Source organism: Streptomyces rectiverticillatus, assembly GCF_013394065.1.
GTDB classification, from domain to species: Bacteria; Actinomycetota; Actinomycetes; order Streptomycetales; family Streptomycetaceae; genus Streptomyces; species Streptomyces rectiverticillatus.
This window is the reverse complement of record NZ_CP040752.1, coordinates 1,169,218-1,185,698: the sequence shown is the minus strand read 5'-3', so window position 1 is coordinate 1,185,698 and position 16,481 is coordinate 1,169,218. Positions and strand designations below refer to the sequence as shown.

Sequence of the window (16,481 nt, the reverse complement as noted above, 5' to 3'; positions counted from 1 at the left end):
TCCGCTCCGCCCCTTTTCAGCCTGTCCTACCCCCCGTACGTCGCCTGAGCCTCACCCAGCACCGCAGCAAAGTCCGCGGCAAGCCGCTCGGCTTCCACGGGCGACAGATCCGCCGTAGTGATCCGCACCCCGGGCGCGGTTCCGATCCGGAACCGCGCCCCGGCAGCCACCCACCACCCCGAAGACCGCAACCCGTTGACGACGGCGGCTTCGTCCCGCACCGGCACCCACACGTTCAGCCCCCCACTCCCGTGGGCGGAGATCCCCCGCCGGGCCAGCTCCCCGATGAGCGCCTCGCGCCGCACGGCGTACGCGGTGCGGGCCTCGCCGACCAGCGCCCGGGCCCCGGGATCGGTGAGCAGCCCGGCCACGGCCTCCTGCAGCACATGGCTGACCCAGCCCGAGGTCAGCAGCAGCCGGCCGTCGTGCCGCGCCAGCGTCGTCGCGTCGCACGCCAGCGCGGCCCACCGCAGGTCCGGCCCCAGGTGCTTGGTGACGGTGCGGACCTGGGCCCAGCGGGCGAGCCGGCCCCCGGCGGTCAGGCTGTGCAGGGGGGCGCCGCAGATCTCCGCGGTGTAGTCGTTCTCGACGACCAGTACTTCCGGGGCCTCCGCGAGCACCGCGGCCAGGGCGTCGCGCCGGGCGGCGGAGAAGCAGCCGCCGTACGGATTCTGCGCCCGCGGGCTGCAGATGACGGCCCGTACGCCGCCGCGCACCGCGGCCCGCAGTTCCTCAGGCCGCATGCCCTCGTCGTCGACCCCGACCGGAACGATCCGCAGGCCGAGCGCCGGCACGAGGTCGAGCAGGTGGTGGTAGCCGGGGTCCTCCATCGCCACCGCGTCACCGGGCCGCAGTTCGGTGGAGAGCAGCCGCGCGACGCAGTCGAGCGCGCTGTGCGCGAAGGTGACGTGCGCGGACGGGACGCCGTCGCGCTCGTACCAGGCGCGGGTGAGCTCCTCCAGCCGGGCCAGCCGCGGCGCCGCCCGGTGCGAGCGCGCGCCCCGGGCCACCTGCACGGGCGGCACCGGTTCGGGCAGGAACGCCGGATCGGGGTGGCCGCCGGCCAGGTCGCGCAGCCCTTCGGGCACCTTCGGCGGGCGCCGGGAGGCGACGGCGGGAGCCTCGGCGACGACGGTCCCGCCGCGCCCGCGGGTGACGACGATGCCCCGACGGCGCAGCTCCTTGTACGTGGTGGCGACCGTGCCCGGGCTCACGCCGAGGCGCTCGGCGAGCGTGCGCACCGGGGGGAGCGAACTGCCGGGAGCGAGCGCCCCGTCGGTCACGCCGCGCTCGATGGACGCGGCAATCCCCTTGGCGTTCGTACCAGTGATCTCATATTGTGTCACCACGGAACTGAGTATGTATCAATACAATATTCGGGTCAAGGGGGATCACCGCATGCAGATACCGGGGGGACCGGACGGCCGCCGCATGCTCGCCGTCACCTTCGTCGACAGGACGGGCTCCGGCCTCTGGGCTGCCACGGCCGTCCTGTACTTCACCTACGTCGCCGGGCTCGGCACCGCCCGGATCGGCCTGCTGCTCGGCGTCTCCGGCGCCATCGGCATCGCCGGCCCGCCCCTCGGCGGCCTCCTCGCCGACCGCATCCCCCTGCGGACCCTGCTCGCCACCGTCCAGGCCCTCCGCGCCGTCGCCTCGCTCGCCCTCCTCACCACCACGGACCTACGGCTGCTGCTCGCCATCACCGCGGCCGGCAGCCTCGGCGATCGCGCGTCCTCCGTCCTCACCAAGCTCTACGCGACCCGCGTCGCCGGCTCCGACCGCAACCGCTACCAGGCCGTCAACCGCACCGTCTCCAACGTGGGCTGGGCCGTCGGCGGCCTCGCAGCAGCAGGCGCCCTCGCCGTCGGCACCACCGCCGTCTACCGCTGGCTGCTCGTCGGCGACGCCCTGTCCTTCGTCGCCGTCGCCCTGCTCACCCTGCGCTGCGGCGAACCGCCGTCGGCCTCGCGCGTGGTGGCGGCGGGCGGCCCGGCGGCCGGCGCCGGAGACGGCCGGGCGGCCGCGGCAGCCGGCGCCGTCCGCGTCACCAACCCCTGGCGCGACCGCCGGTACCTCGCCTACACCGCCACCGAAACCTTCCTCTGCCTCGACGACTCCGTCTTCAAAGTCGGCCTCGCCCTGTGGGCCGTCACGGCCACACCCGTCCCGCACGGCATCGTCCCCCTCCTCCTCGTCCTCAACAACGTGCTCGTGGTGTGCTTCCAGGTCCCCTTCGCCCGCTTCGGGACCACCTCCGAGAAGGCGCGCACTTCGCTGTTCCCCCTGGCCGCGGCCTTCCTCGCAGGCGGAGCGGCCCTCGCCGCATCGGCCACCGGCACCCGCTGGATCGCCGTCACCGCCCTGATCCTGGCCGCGACCGCCTTCACCGTCGCCGAGATGCTCCACGCCACCGTCTCCTGGGAACTGTCCGTCGCCCTCGCGCCACCCGCCGCCCAAGGCGCCTACCTCGGCGTCCACGGCCTCGCATCGGCGGTCCAGCGCAGCATCGGACCCGTGGCCGTGACCGGCACCATCGCGGCCGGACCCCTCGGCTGGCTCGGCTTCGGCGCCGGACTCGCCGTCATGTGCCTCGCCCAGCGCAGACTCACCCGCGACGACGGCGAGACCGCATTGTCAGTGCCTCCCATTACGGTGAGTAAGCATTGATCACACGCGCTCAGGGGGAGAGAAGATGGCGCAATCACGTGACGGCGGAGCACGACCGGCGGGCGGGAAGCGGCCCACGGGGAAACGGCTGACGGGGGAGGGGAAGCGACCGGCGGGCAGGAAGCGCCCGCACACCAAGCAGCGGGACGGCAGGAAGAGACCACTCACCGAGCGGCGCAAGCTCAGCGCACGGCGCCTGCTGCGCCGCGAAGTCCCCAGTACCGTGGCCGTCCTGGCCGGGGCGGACGACTTCGCGGCCATGCAGGGCTACACGAGCTTCCCCTTCGACGACCACGCCACCTACATGCGGCAGGTGGAGGGCCTGCTGCGCGACTTGGCCGCGCGCGGCACACACACGAGCGTCGCCCTCTTCGACCCCGTCGCCTACGCGGAGTTCTGCACCGAATCCCACCTCGACCCCGACGCCCCGGCCAGCCGCACGCACTACATCGCGGACGTCGCAGCCGCCGGCACCAAGGTCACCTACGAAGGCGAGCCCCTCGCCCGCCTGCTGCCCCGGCTCGTCGCCGAGGCGGAACAGCAAGCGACGTGGGAGTACGCCTCGGCCCTGCTCACCCGCGGCGACTGCGACTCCTGCGGCGAGGACATCGGCCGCGCAGCCTTCGCCAGGGCCACCGCCCTCCTGCGGAGGATCATCGAGGCGGCGGGACCCGGCACCCACCACCTCGTCTGCAGCATCCCGGCCGAAGGGCGGACTCCGCTCGTGGCCGTGCTGCACACGGAGAGCCGTGACGACGGCCTGCTCCACCTCGGCGAGGCGGCCGCCCTCCTCTTCTGCACCGTCCTCGCGGCAGGCATCGCCACGGAACGGCCGGGCGGAGTGGTGCTGCGCAGCATGCGGCCCGATCACCGCGACACCGTCCGCGGCTGGAACCTCAAGGACGGCGGCCGGCTCCACCCGCTGACCGAAGCGGAAGTCTTCGCCGCCTACTGCACCGACGCCCGCACCGGTGAACCCGTACCGCCCGAGCCCGACGTCGACTACTGCGCGGGGCTGCCCTTGGAGGACTGAGAGAACTGAGAGGCCTGAGCGGACCGACGGCCGCCGGGCAGGAAACGAGTGAACGAGTGAAGGGTGCCCCGCCACCCGGCAGGACACCCTTCACTTCTCAGCTCACATCACCGCGACGGTGACGGCCCGGCTCACTCGCCGGACAGCACCGCCTGCGCGGCCAGACGGGCCTCCTCGGCGGAGTCCGTCGCACGGGCCGCGGCGGCGGCACGCTCGCACTGGGCCAGCGTGTGCTTGGCCAGGGTCGCGCGGACGTACGGAATCGACGCCGCACCCATGGACAGGCTCGTCACGCCCAGACCGGTCAGCACGCAGGCCAGCAGCGGGTCGGACGCGGCCTCACCGCACACGCCGCAGCTCTTGCCCTCGGCCTTGGCGGCCTCGGCGGAAGCCGCGACCAGATCGAGCAGCGCCGGCTGCCACGGATCCTGCAGCCGCGACACCGCACCGACCTGACGGTCGGCGGCGAAGGTGTACTGCGCCAGGTCGTTGGTGCCCAGCGACAGGAACTCGACCTCTTGCAGGATCGAACGGGCCCGCAGCGCGGCGGAGGGGATCTCCACCATCGCCCCGAACTTCGCCTGCAGCCCGGCCTCGCGGCACGCGTCCGCGAACGCCTTGGCGTCCGTGCGGTCCGCCACCATCGGCGCCATGACCTCGAGGTAGACCGGCAGCCCCTCCGCGGCCTTGGCCAGCGCGGTGAGCTGCGTGCGCAGCACGTCCGGGTGGTCGAGCAGGGTGCGCAGACCCCGCACGCCCAGCGCCGGGTTGGGCTCGTCGGCCGGGGTCAGGAAGTCGAGCGGCTTGTCCGCGCCCGCGTCCAGCACCCGCACGACCACTCGGCCCTCGGGGAAGGCCTCCAGCACCTTGCGGTACGCCTCGACCTGCTTGGCCTCGGACGGCGCCTTCTTACTGTCGTCCAGGAACAGGAACTCGGTGCGGAACAGACCGACGCCCTCGGCACCCGCCTCGACGGCCGCCGCCACATCCCCCGGACCGCCGACGTTCGCCAGCAGCGGCACCTTGTGCCCGTCCGACGTCGCACCCGGGCCCGACGACGCCGACAGCGCAGCCTTGCGCTCCTCGGCCGTCTTGATCAGCTCCGCGCGCTTCTCCGGGCTCGGGTCGACGAAGATGTCGCCCGTGCTGCCGTCCACGGCCACCACCGTGCCCTCGGCAAGCTCACCCGCCCCCGGCAGCGCCACGACCGCCGGCACTCCGAGCGCCCGCGCCAGGATGGCGCTGTGGCTGGTCGGCCCGCCCTCCTCGGTCACGAAGCCCAGCACCAGGGTCGGGTCGAGCAGCGCGGTGTCGGCGGGAGCGAGGTCCCGGGCGATCAGCACGTAGGGCTCGTCGCTGTCCGGCACGCCCGGCATCGGCACGCCCAGCAGGCGCGCGACGATGCGGTTGCGCACGTCGTCCAGGTCGGCCACGCGGCCGGCCAGGTACTCGCCGGCGTTGGCGAGCAGCGCGCGGTAGGCGGCGAAGGCGTCGTACACCGCGCGCTCCGCGGTGCTGCCGACGGTGATGCGCCGTTCGACGTCGGCCATCAGCTCGGGGTCCTGGGCCATCATGGCCTGGGCCTCCAGCACGTGCTGGGCCTCGCCACCGGCCAGGTTGCCGCGCGCGATGAGGTCGGCGGCCACAGCTTCCACGGCCTGGCGCGCGCGGCCCTGCTCGCGCGGCGCCTCGTCCGTGGGAATCTGCTTGGCCGGCGGCTCCAGAACCGCCGTGCCCATGTGCCGGACCTCGCCGATGGCCACACCGTGGCTCACGCCGACGCCTCGCAGCGTTGTCTCCATTTCACCCGTCTCCGGTTGATGCGGCGGCTCGGGCCGCCGCGGTGGATGTCGTACGTGCCGCTCCCCTTCTCAGGGAGCGGTATCGGCTACTTCCAGCTGAAGAGCTGGTCGCCGGCCTTGACGTCGTCGTCCTCGCGGACGTCGCCGAGCGAGTCGGCGGTGGCCTCCAGCGCGACGATCGGGCAGATCGGCGACTTGCCGGCCTCTTCGACGGCGACGGGGTTCCAGCGCACGACGTCCTGGCCGCGCGTCACGGTGTCGCCCTTGTTGACGAGCAGCTCGAAGCCCTCGCCGTTGAGCTGGACGGTGTCGATGCCGAGGTGCGTCAGCACACCGTGGCCCTCGGCGTCTACGACGACGAACGCGTGCGGGTGCAGCGAGACGATGACGCCGTCGACGGGGGAGACCGCGGCGTGGGGCTCACGTACGGGGTCGACAGCGGTACCGGGTCCCACCATCGCGCCGGAGAAGACCGGATCGGGCACTGCCGCGAGTCCGATGGCGCGTCCGGCGATCGGGGACGTCACGGTGGTCATGGGAAGCCTCCCAGGTGGAGATTCGTCACGCGCCGTCACTACCTGTCCTGGACGGCGCACTGGTCGGAAGCCTAAGTCATAGGAACTGAGGGTTCCGCACGAGTGATCGGGGCCTTGGCGTGTGCGGTGCGTAATCGATTTGCCTCGTGTGAGGAGGGCATGTACTGTCAGATCCCTGCCCACGACCGAGGCCCGCAGACAACTGCCGGCGAGGCGAGGGCGGCACCTATCAGAAGTGATCCTTTCTCGGTTCCACTGCTGTGCCCGTGTGCCTTTCCGGCTGCGGAAAACAGAGTGGCGGGAGAGCGGAAAAACTCCTGATAGAGTGTGAACACAACGAAGGGAAGCGCCCGGAGGAAAGCCCGAGAGGGTGAGTACAAAGGAAGCGTCCGTTCCTTGAGAACTCAACAGCGTGCCAAAAGTCAACGCCAGACTATAAAATACCCCGTCCTCGGTCAGTTTTGACCGGGACGCGGTTCCTTTGAAAGTCCTGCCGGTCCTTCGGGATTGCGCAGGCAACACAGCGAGGACGCTGTGAACGACCGGGATTATTCCTCCTGGTCGTTCCGCTCTCGTGTGTGTGCACCCGATTACGGGTAAACATTCACGGAGAGTTTGATCCTGGCTCAGGACGAACGCTGGCGGCGTGCTTAACACATGCAAGTCGAACGATGAAGCCCTTCGGGGTGGATTAGTGGCGAACGGGTGAGTAACACGTGGGCAATCTGCCCTGCACTCTGGGACAAGCCCTGGAAACGGGGTCTAATACCGGATACGACCTGCCGAGGCATCTCGGCGGGTGGAAAGCTCCGGCGGTGCAGGATGAGCCCGCGGCCTATCAGCTTGTTGGTGGGGTAATGGCCTACCAAGGCGACGACGGGTAGCCGGCCTGAGAGGGCGACCGGCCACACTGGGACTGAGACACGGCCCAGACTCCTACGGGAGGCAGCAGTGGGGAATATTGCACAATGGGCGAAAGCCTGATGCAGCGACGCCGCGTGAGGGATGACGGCCTTCGGGTTGTAAACCTCTTTCAGCAGGGAAGAAGCGAAAGTGACGGTACCTGCAGAAGAAGCGCCGGCTAACTACGTGCCAGCAGCCGCGGTAATACGTAGGGCGCAAGCGTTGTCCGGAATTATTGGGCGTAAAGAGCTCGTAGGCGGCTTGTCACGTCGGATGTGAAAGCCCGGGGCTTAACCCCGGGTCTGCATTCGATACGGGCAGGCTAGAGTTCGGTAGGGGAGATCGGAATTCCTGGTGTAGCGGTGAAATGCGCAGATATCAGGAGGAACACCGGTGGCGAAGGCGGATCTCTGGGCCGATACTGACGCTGAGGAGCGAAAGCGTGGGGAGCGAACAGGATTAGATACCCTGGTAGTCCACGCCGTAAACGTTGGGAACTAGGTGTGGGCGACATTCCACGTCGTCCGTGCCGCAGCTAACGCATTAAGTTCCCCGCCTGGGGAGTACGGCCGCAAGGCTAAAACTCAAAGGAATTGACGGGGGCCCGCACAAGCAGCGGAGCATGTGGCTTAATTCGACGCAACGCGAAGAACCTTACCAAGGCTTGACATACACCGGAAACACCTAGAGATAGGTGCCCCCTTGTGGTCGGTGTACAGGTGGTGCATGGCTGTCGTCAGCTCGTGTCGTGAGATGTTGGGTTAAGTCCCGCAACGAGCGCAACCCTTGTCCTGTGTTGCCAGCATGCCCTTCGGGGTGATGGGGACTCACAGGAGACTGCCGGGGTCAACTCGGAGGAAGGTGGGGACGACGTCAAGTCATCATGCCCCTTATGTCTTGGGCTGCACACGTGCTACAATGGCCGGTACAATGAGCTGCGATACCGCGAGGTGGAGCGAATCTCAAAAAGCCGGTCTCAGTTCGGATTGGGGTCTGCAACTCGACCCCATGAAGTTGGAGTTGCTAGTAATCGCAGATCAGCATTGCTGCGGTGAATACGTTCCCGGGCCTTGTACACACCGCCCGTCACGTCACGAAAGTCGGTAACACCCGAAGCCGGTGGCCCAACCCTTGTGGAGGGAGCCGTCGAAGGTGGGACTGGCGATTGGGACGAAGTCGTAACAAGGTAGCCGTACCGGAAGGTGCGGCTGGATCACCTCCTTTCTAAGGAGCATATGGCCGACTGCGAGCGAATGACTCGCACGGTTGCTCATGGGTGGAACGTTGACTATTCGGCATGATCCGGTGGGATCGCTAGTACTGCTTCGGCGTGGAACGTGAATTCTCATCTGGTCGGGCCGGGCACGCTGTTGGGTATCTGAGGGTACGGACTTCGGTCCGACCTTCGCGATGCCGGCCCCAGTGAACTGCTGCGCTTGCGTGGTGGGTGATGGGTGGCTGGTCGTTGCTTGAGAACTGCACAGTGGACGCGAGCATCTGTGGCCAAGTTTTTAAGGGCGCACGGTGGATGCCTTGGCACCAGGAACCGATGAAGGACGTGGGAGGCCACGATAGGCCCCGGGGAGCTGTCAACCAAGCTTTGATCCGGGGGTGTCCGAATGGGGAAACCCGGCAGTCGTCATGGGCTGTCACCCGCTGCTGAACACATAGGCAGTGTGGAGGGAACGCGGGGAAGTGAAACATCTCAGTACCCGCAGGAAGAGAAAACAACCGTGATTCCGGGAGTAGTGGCGAGCGAAACCGGATGAGGCCAAACCGTATGCGTGTGATACCCGGCAGGGGTTGCGTATACGGGGTTGTGGGATCTCTTTTTCATAGTCTGCCGGCTGTGAGACGAGTCAGAAACCGTTGGTGTAGGCGAAGGACATGCGAAAGGTCCGGCGTAGAGGGTAAGACCCCCGTAGCTGAAACATCAACGGCTCGTTTAAGAGACACCCAAGTAGCACGGGGCCCGAGAAATCCCGTGTGAATCTGGCGGGACCACCCGTTAAGCCTAAATATTCCCTGGTGACCGATAGCGGATAGTACCGTGAGGGAATGGTGAAAAGTACCGCGGGAGCGGAGTGAAATAGTACCTGAAACCGTGTGCCTACAAGCCGTGGGAGCGTCGCGCATCGAGCTTGCTCGGTGCGTCGTGACTGCGTGCCTTTTGAAGAATGAGCCTGCGAGTTTGCGGTGTGTTGCGAGGTTAACCCGTGTGGGGAAGCCGTAGCGAAAGCGAGTCCGAATAGGGCGATTGAGTAGCGCGCCCAAGACCCGAAGCGGAGTGATCTAGCCATGGGCAGGTTGAAGCGGAGGTAAGACTTCGTGGAGGACCGAACCCACCAGGGTTGAAAACCTGGGGGATGACCTGTGGTTAGGGGTGAAAGGCCAATCAAACTCCGTGATAGCTGGTTCTCCCCGAAATGCATTTAGGTGCAGCGTCGTGTGTTTCTTGCCGGAGGTAGAGCACTGGATAGGCGATGGGCCCTACCGGGTTACTGACCTTAGCCAAACTCCGAATGCCGGTAAGTGAGAGCGCGGCAGTGAGACTGTGGGGGATAAGCTCCATGGTCGAGAGGGAAACAGCCCAGAGCATCGACTAAGGCCCCTAAGCGTACGCTAAGTGGGAAAGGATGTGGAGTCGCAGAGACAACCAGGAGGTTGGCTTAGAAGCAGCCACCCTTGAAAGAGTGCGTAATAGCTCACTGGTCAAGTGATTCCGCGCCGACAATGTAGCGGGGCTCAAGCGTACCGCCGAAGTCGTGTCATTCCAGCACATACCTCTAACGGGGGCTGGGATGGGTAGGGGAGCGTCGTGTGCCGGGTGAAGCAGCCGCGGAAGCGAGTTGTGGACGGTTCACGAGTGAGAATGCAGGCATGAGTAGCGATACACACGTGGGAAACGTGTGCGCCGATTGACTAAGGGTTCCTGGGTCAAGCTGATCTGCCCAGGGTAAGTCGGGACCTAAGGCGAGGCCGACAGGCGTAGTCGATGGACAACCGGTTGATATTCCGGTACCCGCTTTGAAACGCCCAATATCGAATCCATTAATGCTAAGGCCGTGAAGCCGCCCTGGATCCTTCGGGTGAAGGGGAGTGGTGGAGCCGCTGACCCAAGGTGGTAGTAGGTAAGCGATGGGGTGACGCAGGAAGGTAGTCCAGCCCGGGCGGTGGTTGTCCCGGGGTAAGGGTGTAGGCCGTGTGGTAGGCAAATCCGTCACACGTTAAGGCTGAGACCTGATGCCGAGCCGATTGTGGTGAAGTGGATGATCCTATGCTGTCGAGAAAAGCCTCTAGCGAGTTTCATGGCGGCCCGTACCCTAAACCGACTCAGGTGGTCAGGTAGAGAATACCGAGGCGTTCGGGTGAACTATGGTTAAGGAACTCGGCAAAATGCCCCCGTAACTTCGGGAGAAGGGGGGCCATTTCCGGTGATGGAATTTACTTCCTGAGCTGGGGGTGGCCGCAGAGACCAGCGAGAAGCGACTGTTTACTAAAAACACAGGTCCGTGCGAAGCCGTAAGGCGATGTATACGGACTGACGCCTGCCCGGTGCTGGAACGTTAAGGGGACCGGTTAGCTCCATTTCGGTGGGGCGAAGCTGAGAACTTAAGCGCCAGTAAACGGCGGTGGTAACTATAACCATCCTAAGGTAGCGAAATTCCTTGTCGGGTAAGTTCCGACCTGCACGAATGGCGTAACGACTTCTCGACTGTCTCAACCATAGGCCCGGTGAAATTGCACTACGAGTAAAGATGCTCGTTTCGCGCAGCAGGACGGAAAGACCCCGGGACCTTTACTATAGCTTGATATTGGTGTTCGGTTCGGCTTGTGTAGGATAGGTGGGAGACTGTGAAGCCGTGGCGCCAGCCATGGTGGAGTCGTCGTTGAAATACCACTCTGGTCGTGCTGGATGTCTAACCTCGGTCCGTGATCCGGATCAGGGACAGTGTCTGGTGGGTAGTTTAACTGGGGCGGTTGCCTCCTAAAGAGTAACGGAGGCGCCCAAAGGTTCCCTCAGCCTGGTTGGCAATCAGGTGTTGAGTGTAAGTGCACAAGGGAGCTTGACTGTGAGACCGACGGGTCGAGCAGGGACGAAAGTCGGGACTAGTGATCCGGCGGTGGCTTGTGGAAGCGCCGTCGCTCAACGGATAAAAGGTACCCCGGGGATAACAGGCTGATCTTCCCCAAGAGTCCATATCGACGGGATGGTTTGGCACCTCGATGTCGGCTCGTCGCATCCTGGGGCTGGAGTCGGTCCCAAGGGTTGGGCTGTTCGCCCATTAAAGCGGTACGCGAGCTGGGTTTAGAACGTCGTGAGACAGTTCGGTCCCTATCCGCTGCGCGCGTAGGAGTCTTGAGAAGGGCTGTCCCTAGTACGAGAGGACCGGGACGGACGAACCTCTGGTGTGCCAGTTGTCCTGCCAAGGGCATGGCTGGTTGGCTACGTTCGGGAGGGATAACCGCTGAAAGCATCTAAGCGGGAAGCCTGCTTCGAGATGAGGACTCCCACCCACTTGATGGGGTAAGGCTCCCAGTAGACGACTGGGTTGATAGGCCAGGTGTGGAAGACCGGTAACGGTTGGAGCTGACTGGTACTAATAGGCCGAGGGCTTGTCCTCAGTTGCTCGCGTCCACTGTGTAGGTTCTGAAGTAACGACCTGTGTCAACGCCGGGTTGGTTAACTTCATAGTGTTTCGGTGGTCATAGCGTTAGGGAAACGCCCGGTTACATTCCGAACCCGGAAGCTAAGCCTTTCAGCGCCGATGGTACTGCATGGGGGACCGTGTGGGAGAGTAGGACGCCGCCGAACAATTTTTAGAGAAAGCCCTGGTGGGAACCTTGAGTTCCCGCCGGGGCTTTTTTGTATTTCCGCGACCACCCTCCCCGCGGCCCGGTCGCGCCGAAGGGTAAGGTCGGGGGGTATCGTTCGCATATTTCCCACAGGAGGCCCCCGGGTGGAGGTCCAGGAGACGCGAGTCCAGACCGACCGCGTCCTCACCATCCCGAACATCCTCAGCATGGCGCGTCTGGTCGGCGTCCCTCTCTTCCTGTGGCTGATTCTTCAGAAGCACGACGGGTGGGCGCTGCTCGTCCTGGCCCTCAGCGGCGTCAGTGACTACCTCGACGGAAAGCTCGCCCGGCGCTGGAATCAGATCAGCAGCCTCGGCCGGCTGCTCGACCCGGCCGCCGACCGGCTCTACATCCTTTCCACGCTCTTCGGTCTGACCTGGCGTGAGATCCTTCCGCTCTGGATGACCGCCGCCCTGATCGCCCGCGAGGCGATGCTGCTGGTCATGGTGTGGATTCTGAGGCGCCACGGCTATCCGCCGCCGCAGGTGAACTTCCTCGGCAAGGCCGCGACCTTCAACCTGATGTACGCGTTCCCGTTGCTGCTTCTCAGTGACGGTGAGGGCTGGTTGCCGTCACTTGCCGCGATTTTCGGATGGGCGTTCGCCGGATGGGGTACAACCCTCTATTGGTGGGCAGGGATCCTCTATGTGGTCCAGGTCCGCCGCCTGGTCAAGGCGGACGCCACGGCCGACTGATCTCGCCGCAGACTCCGGCCCTACTCCGGCCATCCCTGGCGTGAAGTCGGCATGACCGTCGTCTCCCGAGGAGGACGCTTCCGACATGAAGGCCGTCGTGATGGCCGGCGGCGAAGGCACGCGCCTTCGCCCCATGACCTCGAGCATGCCCAAGCCGCTCCTGCCGGTCGCCAACCGGCCGATCATGGAGCATGTGCTGCGACTGCTCAAACGGCACGGGCTCACCGAGACCGTGGTGACGGTGCAGTTCCTCGCCTCCCTCGTCAGGAACTACTTCGGGGACGGCGAGGAGCTCGGCATGGAGCTCACCTACGCCAATGAGGAAAAGCCACTCGGCACCGCAGGCAGCGTCAAGAACGCCGAGGAGGCGCTCAAGGACGATGCCTTCCTGGTGATCTCCGGAGACGCCCTCACCGATTTCGATCTGACCGACCTGATCCGTTTCCACAAGGAGAAGGGCGCACTGGTCACCGTCTGCCTCACCCGTGTTCCCAATCCTCTCGAATTCGGCATCACCATCGTCGACGAGAACGGCAAGGTGGACCGCTTCCTGGAGAAGCCCACCTGGGGCCAGGTCTTCTCCGACACGGTGAACACGGGCATCTACGTCATGGAGCCCGAGGTCTTCGACTATGTCGAGGCCGACGTCCCCGTCGACTGGTCGGGCGATGTCTTCCCGCAGCTGATGAAGGAGGGCAAGCCGGTCTACGGCTATGTCGCCGAGGGCTACTGGGAGGACGTCGGCACCCACGAGAGCTACGTCAAGGCCCAGGCCGACGTGCTCGAAGGCAGAGTCGACGTCGACATAGACGGTTTCGAGATCTCCCCGGGCGTCTGGGTCGCCGAAGGCGCCGAAGTCCACCCCGACGCCACCCTGCGCGGCCCGCTCTACATCGGCGACTACGCCAAGGTCGAAGCCGGCGCCGAGATCCGTGAGCACACCGTCGTCGGCTCCAACGTCGTCGTCAAGAGCGGGGCCTTCCTGCACAAGGTCGTCGTCCACGACAACGTCTACATCGGCCAGCAGAGCAACCTGCGCGGCTGCGTCATCGGCAAGAACACCGACATCATGCGCGCCGCCAGGATCGAGGACGGCGCGGTCATCGGCGACGAGTGCCTCGTCGGTGAGGAATCGATTATTCAGGGCAATGTCCGGGTCTATCCCTTCAAGACCATCGAGGCGGGTGCGTTCGTCAACACCTCGGTGATCTGGGAGTCCCGGGGCCAGGCCCATCTCTTCGGCGCACGCGGAGTGTCCGGCATCCTCAACGTGGAGATCACGCCCGAGCTCGCGGTACGGCTCGCCGGCGCGTATGCCACGACGCTCAAGAAGGGCTCGACCGTCACCACGGCCCGTGACCACTCCCGCGGTGCGCGAGCGCTCAAGCGCGCAGTGATCTCCGCCCTGCAGGCCAGCGCCATAGACGTACGCGACCTGGAGAACGTCCCGCTGCCGGTGGCGCGCCAGCAGACGGCGCGCGGCAGCGCCGGCGGCATCATGATCCGGACGACGCCGGGCGTGCCCGACTCCGTGGACATCATGTTCTTCGACGAGCGCGGTGCCGACCTCTCCCAGGCCGGGCAGCGCAAGCTCGATCGCGTCTACGCCCGCCAGGAGTACCGGAGGGCCTTCCCCGGGGAGATCGGCGACCTCTCCTTCCCCTCCAGCGTCTACGACTCCTACGCCGGCTCGCTGCTGCGGTCCGTGGACACCAGCGGGGTCGCCGAGGCGGGGCTGAAGGTCGTGGTGGACGCGGCGCACGGCAGCGCCGGCCTCGTTCTGCCCAGCCTGCTCGGCCGGCTCGGCGTGGAGGCCTTCACCATCAACCCCGGGCTCGACGAGTCCCGTCCCACCGAGACCGCGGACGACCGCCGCTCCGGCCTCGTCCGGCTCGGCGAGATCGTGGCCTCGGCCCGCGCCGCGTTCGGTGTGCGGTTCGACCCGGTGGGCGAGCGGATCTCCCTCGTCGACGAGCGCGGCCGGATCGTGGAGGACGACCGGGCCCTGCTCGTCCTGCTCGACCTGGTGGCCGCCGAGCGGCGCAGCGGCAAGGTGGCGCTGCCGGTGACCACCACGCGCATCGCCGAGCAGGTGGCGGCATACCACGGCACCCAGGTCGAGTGGACGACGACCTCGCCCGACGATCTGACCAGGGTCGGCCGTGCGGACACCACGATCTTCGGCGGGGACGGGCGCGGCGGCTTCATCGTGCCGGAGTCCACCAGCGTTTTCGACGGGACTGCCGCATTCGTCCGTCTCATCGGTCTGGTGGCGCGCACTCAGCTCACGCTCAGCCAGATAGACGCACGCATCCCGCGCGCCCATGTGCTCCGCCGCGACCTCGCGACCCCGTGGGCGGTCAAGGGACTCGTGATGCGGTCCGTCGTCGAGGCGGCCGGGGACCGGCACGTGGACACCACGGACGGGGTTCGGGTGGTCGAGGCCGACGGGCGCTGGGTCATGGTGCTGCCCGACCCGGCCGAGGCGGTGACCCACCTGTGGGCCGAGGGGCCGGACGACTCCTCGGCGCAGGCCCTGCTCGACGAGTGGTCGGCGGTCGTGGACGGCGCCGGGCGCTGATCGCGGACGCCGGGTCAGGATCCGGCGGGCGTCGTCTCCTTGAGGCCGGACCGGGTGCCGGAGTGATCCCGCGTCCGGCGCGCCGGTGGGGCCATTGGGAGACGACGCCCCCGACGTGCGACGATGTGCGGCATGTCGCAGCAGCCCCCCGTTCGGAGCACGGTCCCGTCTGCTCCGCGCCCCGATGCCTCCATGTCGCTGCTGACCAACGTGATGGACCACAGCCTCGACGACGGTTACGCGGAGGCGGCGGCCAGGCGCAAGGAGGAGGGCGGCAGCAAGCTGCCGAGCCCGCTGCGTGCCAAGCTGGGCCTCGCCGCGGCCCTGCTGCTCGCCGCGGTGGTGGTGACGCTGGGGGCGGCGCAGGCGCAGATATCGGCACCGACGCTGGCCAAGGAGCGCCAGCAGCTCATCGACCGCATCGGGCGGGAGACCTCGGCGGCCGACGCGCTGCAGAAGAACGTCGACACCCTGCGGAATGCCGTCGGCACCAAGCAGCGTGACGCCCTGGAGGAGCACGGCGGCGACCAGACCGACCTGGTGTCGCTGCTCGCGGGCGCGACCGCGGTGCAGGGCCCCGGGGTCAAGCTCGTCGTGGACGACGCCAAGCAGACGAAGCAGAGCGGTGGCGGCGGTCCGCGCGAGAGCACCGGCTTCGCCGATACGGGCCGAGTGCGCGACCGTGACATGCAGCGCATCGTCAACGGTCTGTGGCAGGCCGGGGCGGAGGCCGTCGCGGTCAACGGGCAGCGGCTGACGGCGCTGTCGGCGATCAGGGCCGCCGGTGACGCCATACTGGTGGACAACAAGCCGCTGGTGCCGCCGTACACGGTGCTGGCGGTCGGTGACGGACAGCAGTTGGCGAATGCCTTCCAGCGCAGCGTCGACGGGCAGTATCTGCGTGTTCTGCAGCAGAACTACGGGATCCGCTACAACATTTCCGCTCAGGGAGACGTCCGGCTGCCCGCCGCACCGAGCCTGATCGTACGTATCGCACAGCCGCAGGGGGGTGGCGCGGCCGGCCGCGCCACCGACACAGGGAAGGGCACATCGTGATCGCCGTATTGGGCCTCGTCGTGGGAGTCGTGGTCGGACTGGTCGTCCGTCCTGTGGTGCCGACGGCGGTCGAGCCCTACCTTCCCATCGCCGTCGTGGCGGCGCTCGACGCGGTGTTCGGCGGCCTCCGGGCGATGCTGGACGGAATCTTCGACGACAAGGTGTTCGTCGTGTCCTTCCTGTCCAACGTGGTCGTGGCGGCGCTGATCGTCTTCCTGGGCGACAAGCTCGGCGTGGGCGCCCAGCTGTCCACCGGCGTGGTGGTCGTCCTGGGCATCCGCATCTTCTCCAACGCGGCCGCGATCCGCCGGCACGTCTTCCGGGCGTGAGGCCGATGAGCACCGACGA

The 16,481-nt window shown here is 66.6% G+C and carries 9 protein-coding genes and 3 rRNA genes; 9 read left to right on the top strand and 3 right to left on the bottom strand.

The annotated features are described in order from the left end of the window. Nucleotides 1-26 precede the first annotated feature (26 nt). Nucleotides 27-1,349: an aminotransferase class I/II-fold pyridoxal phosphate-dependent enzyme gene (locus FGW37_RS04745; RefSeq protein ID WP_179079905.1), complete on the bottom strand. Its 1,323-nt coding sequence runs from the start codon at nt 1,347-1,349 to the stop codon at nt 27-29. Nucleotides 1,350-1,398: 49 nt separating this feature from the next. Between FGW37_RS04745 and FGW37_RS04740 the strand changes: the two genes are divergently transcribed. Then, nucleotides 1,399-2,670 carry an MFS transporter gene (locus tag FGW37_RS04740; protein ID WP_281394688.1) on the top strand — a complete coding sequence of 424 codons (1,272 nt, stop codon included), beginning with the start codon at nt 1,399-1,401 and terminating at the stop codon, nt 2,668-2,670. A 25-nt stretch (nt 2,671-2,695) separates the two neighbouring features. Continuing rightward, nucleotides 2,696-3,703, top strand: coding sequence for a hypothetical protein (locus FGW37_RS04735; RefSeq protein WP_246430268.1), 1,008 nt, complete (start codon nt 2,696-2,698; stop codon nt 3,701-3,703). A gap of 131 nt (nt 3,704-3,834) precedes the next feature. On the opposite strand, the gene ptsP is transcribed toward FGW37_RS04735, so the two are convergent. Continuing rightward, on the bottom strand, nt 3,835-5,505 hold the full coding sequence (gene ptsP, locus FGW37_RS04730; RefSeq protein ID WP_179079904.1) for a phosphoenolpyruvate--protein phosphotransferase: 1,671 nt from the start codon (nt 5,503-5,505) through the stop codon (nt 3,835-3,837). 86 nt (nt 5,506-5,591) lie between these two features. Continuing rightward, complete coding sequence (locus FGW37_RS04725; protein WP_179079903.1) at nt 5,592-6,041, bottom strand: PTS sugar transporter subunit IIA; 450 nt, start codon at nt 6,039-6,041, stop codon at nt 5,592-5,594. A 603-nt stretch (nt 6,042-6,644) separates the two neighbouring features. On the opposite strand from FGW37_RS04725, the gene FGW37_RS04720 reads away from it, so the two are divergent. From FGW37_RS04720 to FGW37_RS04690, 7 genes are all read left to right on the top strand, one after another. Further along, nucleotides 6,645-8,168: ribosomal RNA gene (locus FGW37_RS04720) — 16S ribosomal RNA — on the top strand. Nucleotides 8,169-8,445: 277 nt separating this feature from the next. After that, a 23S ribosomal RNA gene (locus FGW37_RS04715) occupies nt 8,446-11,569 on the top strand. Nucleotides 11,570-11,643: 74 nt separating this feature from the next. After that, nucleotides 11,644-11,760: ribosomal RNA gene (gene rrf, locus FGW37_RS04710) — 5S ribosomal RNA — on the top strand. Together the 16S, 23S and 5S rRNA genes form the textbook arrangement of a ribosomal RNA operon. A 145-nt stretch (nt 11,761-11,905) precedes the next feature. Continuing rightward, the gene (clsA, locus tag FGW37_RS04705) at nt 11,906-12,496 is read left to right on the top strand and encodes a cardiolipin synthase ClsA (protein WP_058041334.1); all 591 of its coding nucleotides are present in this window, start codon (nt 11,906-11,908) and stop codon (nt 12,494-12,496) included. 85 nt (nt 12,497-12,581) lie between these two features. Beyond that, nucleotides 12,582-15,077, top strand: a complete 2,496-nt coding sequence (locus FGW37_RS04700; protein WP_179079902.1) for a mannose-1-phosphate guanyltransferase — start codon at nt 12,582-12,584, stop codon at nt 15,075-15,077. 132 nt (nt 15,078-15,209) lie between these two features. Next, nucleotides 15,210-16,133, top strand: a complete 924-nt coding sequence (locus tag FGW37_RS04695; RefSeq protein ID WP_179079901.1) for a DUF881 domain-containing protein — start codon at nt 15,210-15,212, stop codon at nt 16,131-16,133. Continuing rightward, nucleotides 16,130-16,462, top strand: coding sequence for a small basic family protein (locus tag FGW37_RS04690; RefSeq protein ID WP_049715989.1), 333 nt, complete (start codon nt 16,130-16,132; stop codon nt 16,460-16,462). Before FGW37_RS04695 ends, FGW37_RS04690 begins: the two co-directional genes overlap by 4 nt. Nucleotides 16,463-16,481: the final 19 nt, after the last annotated feature.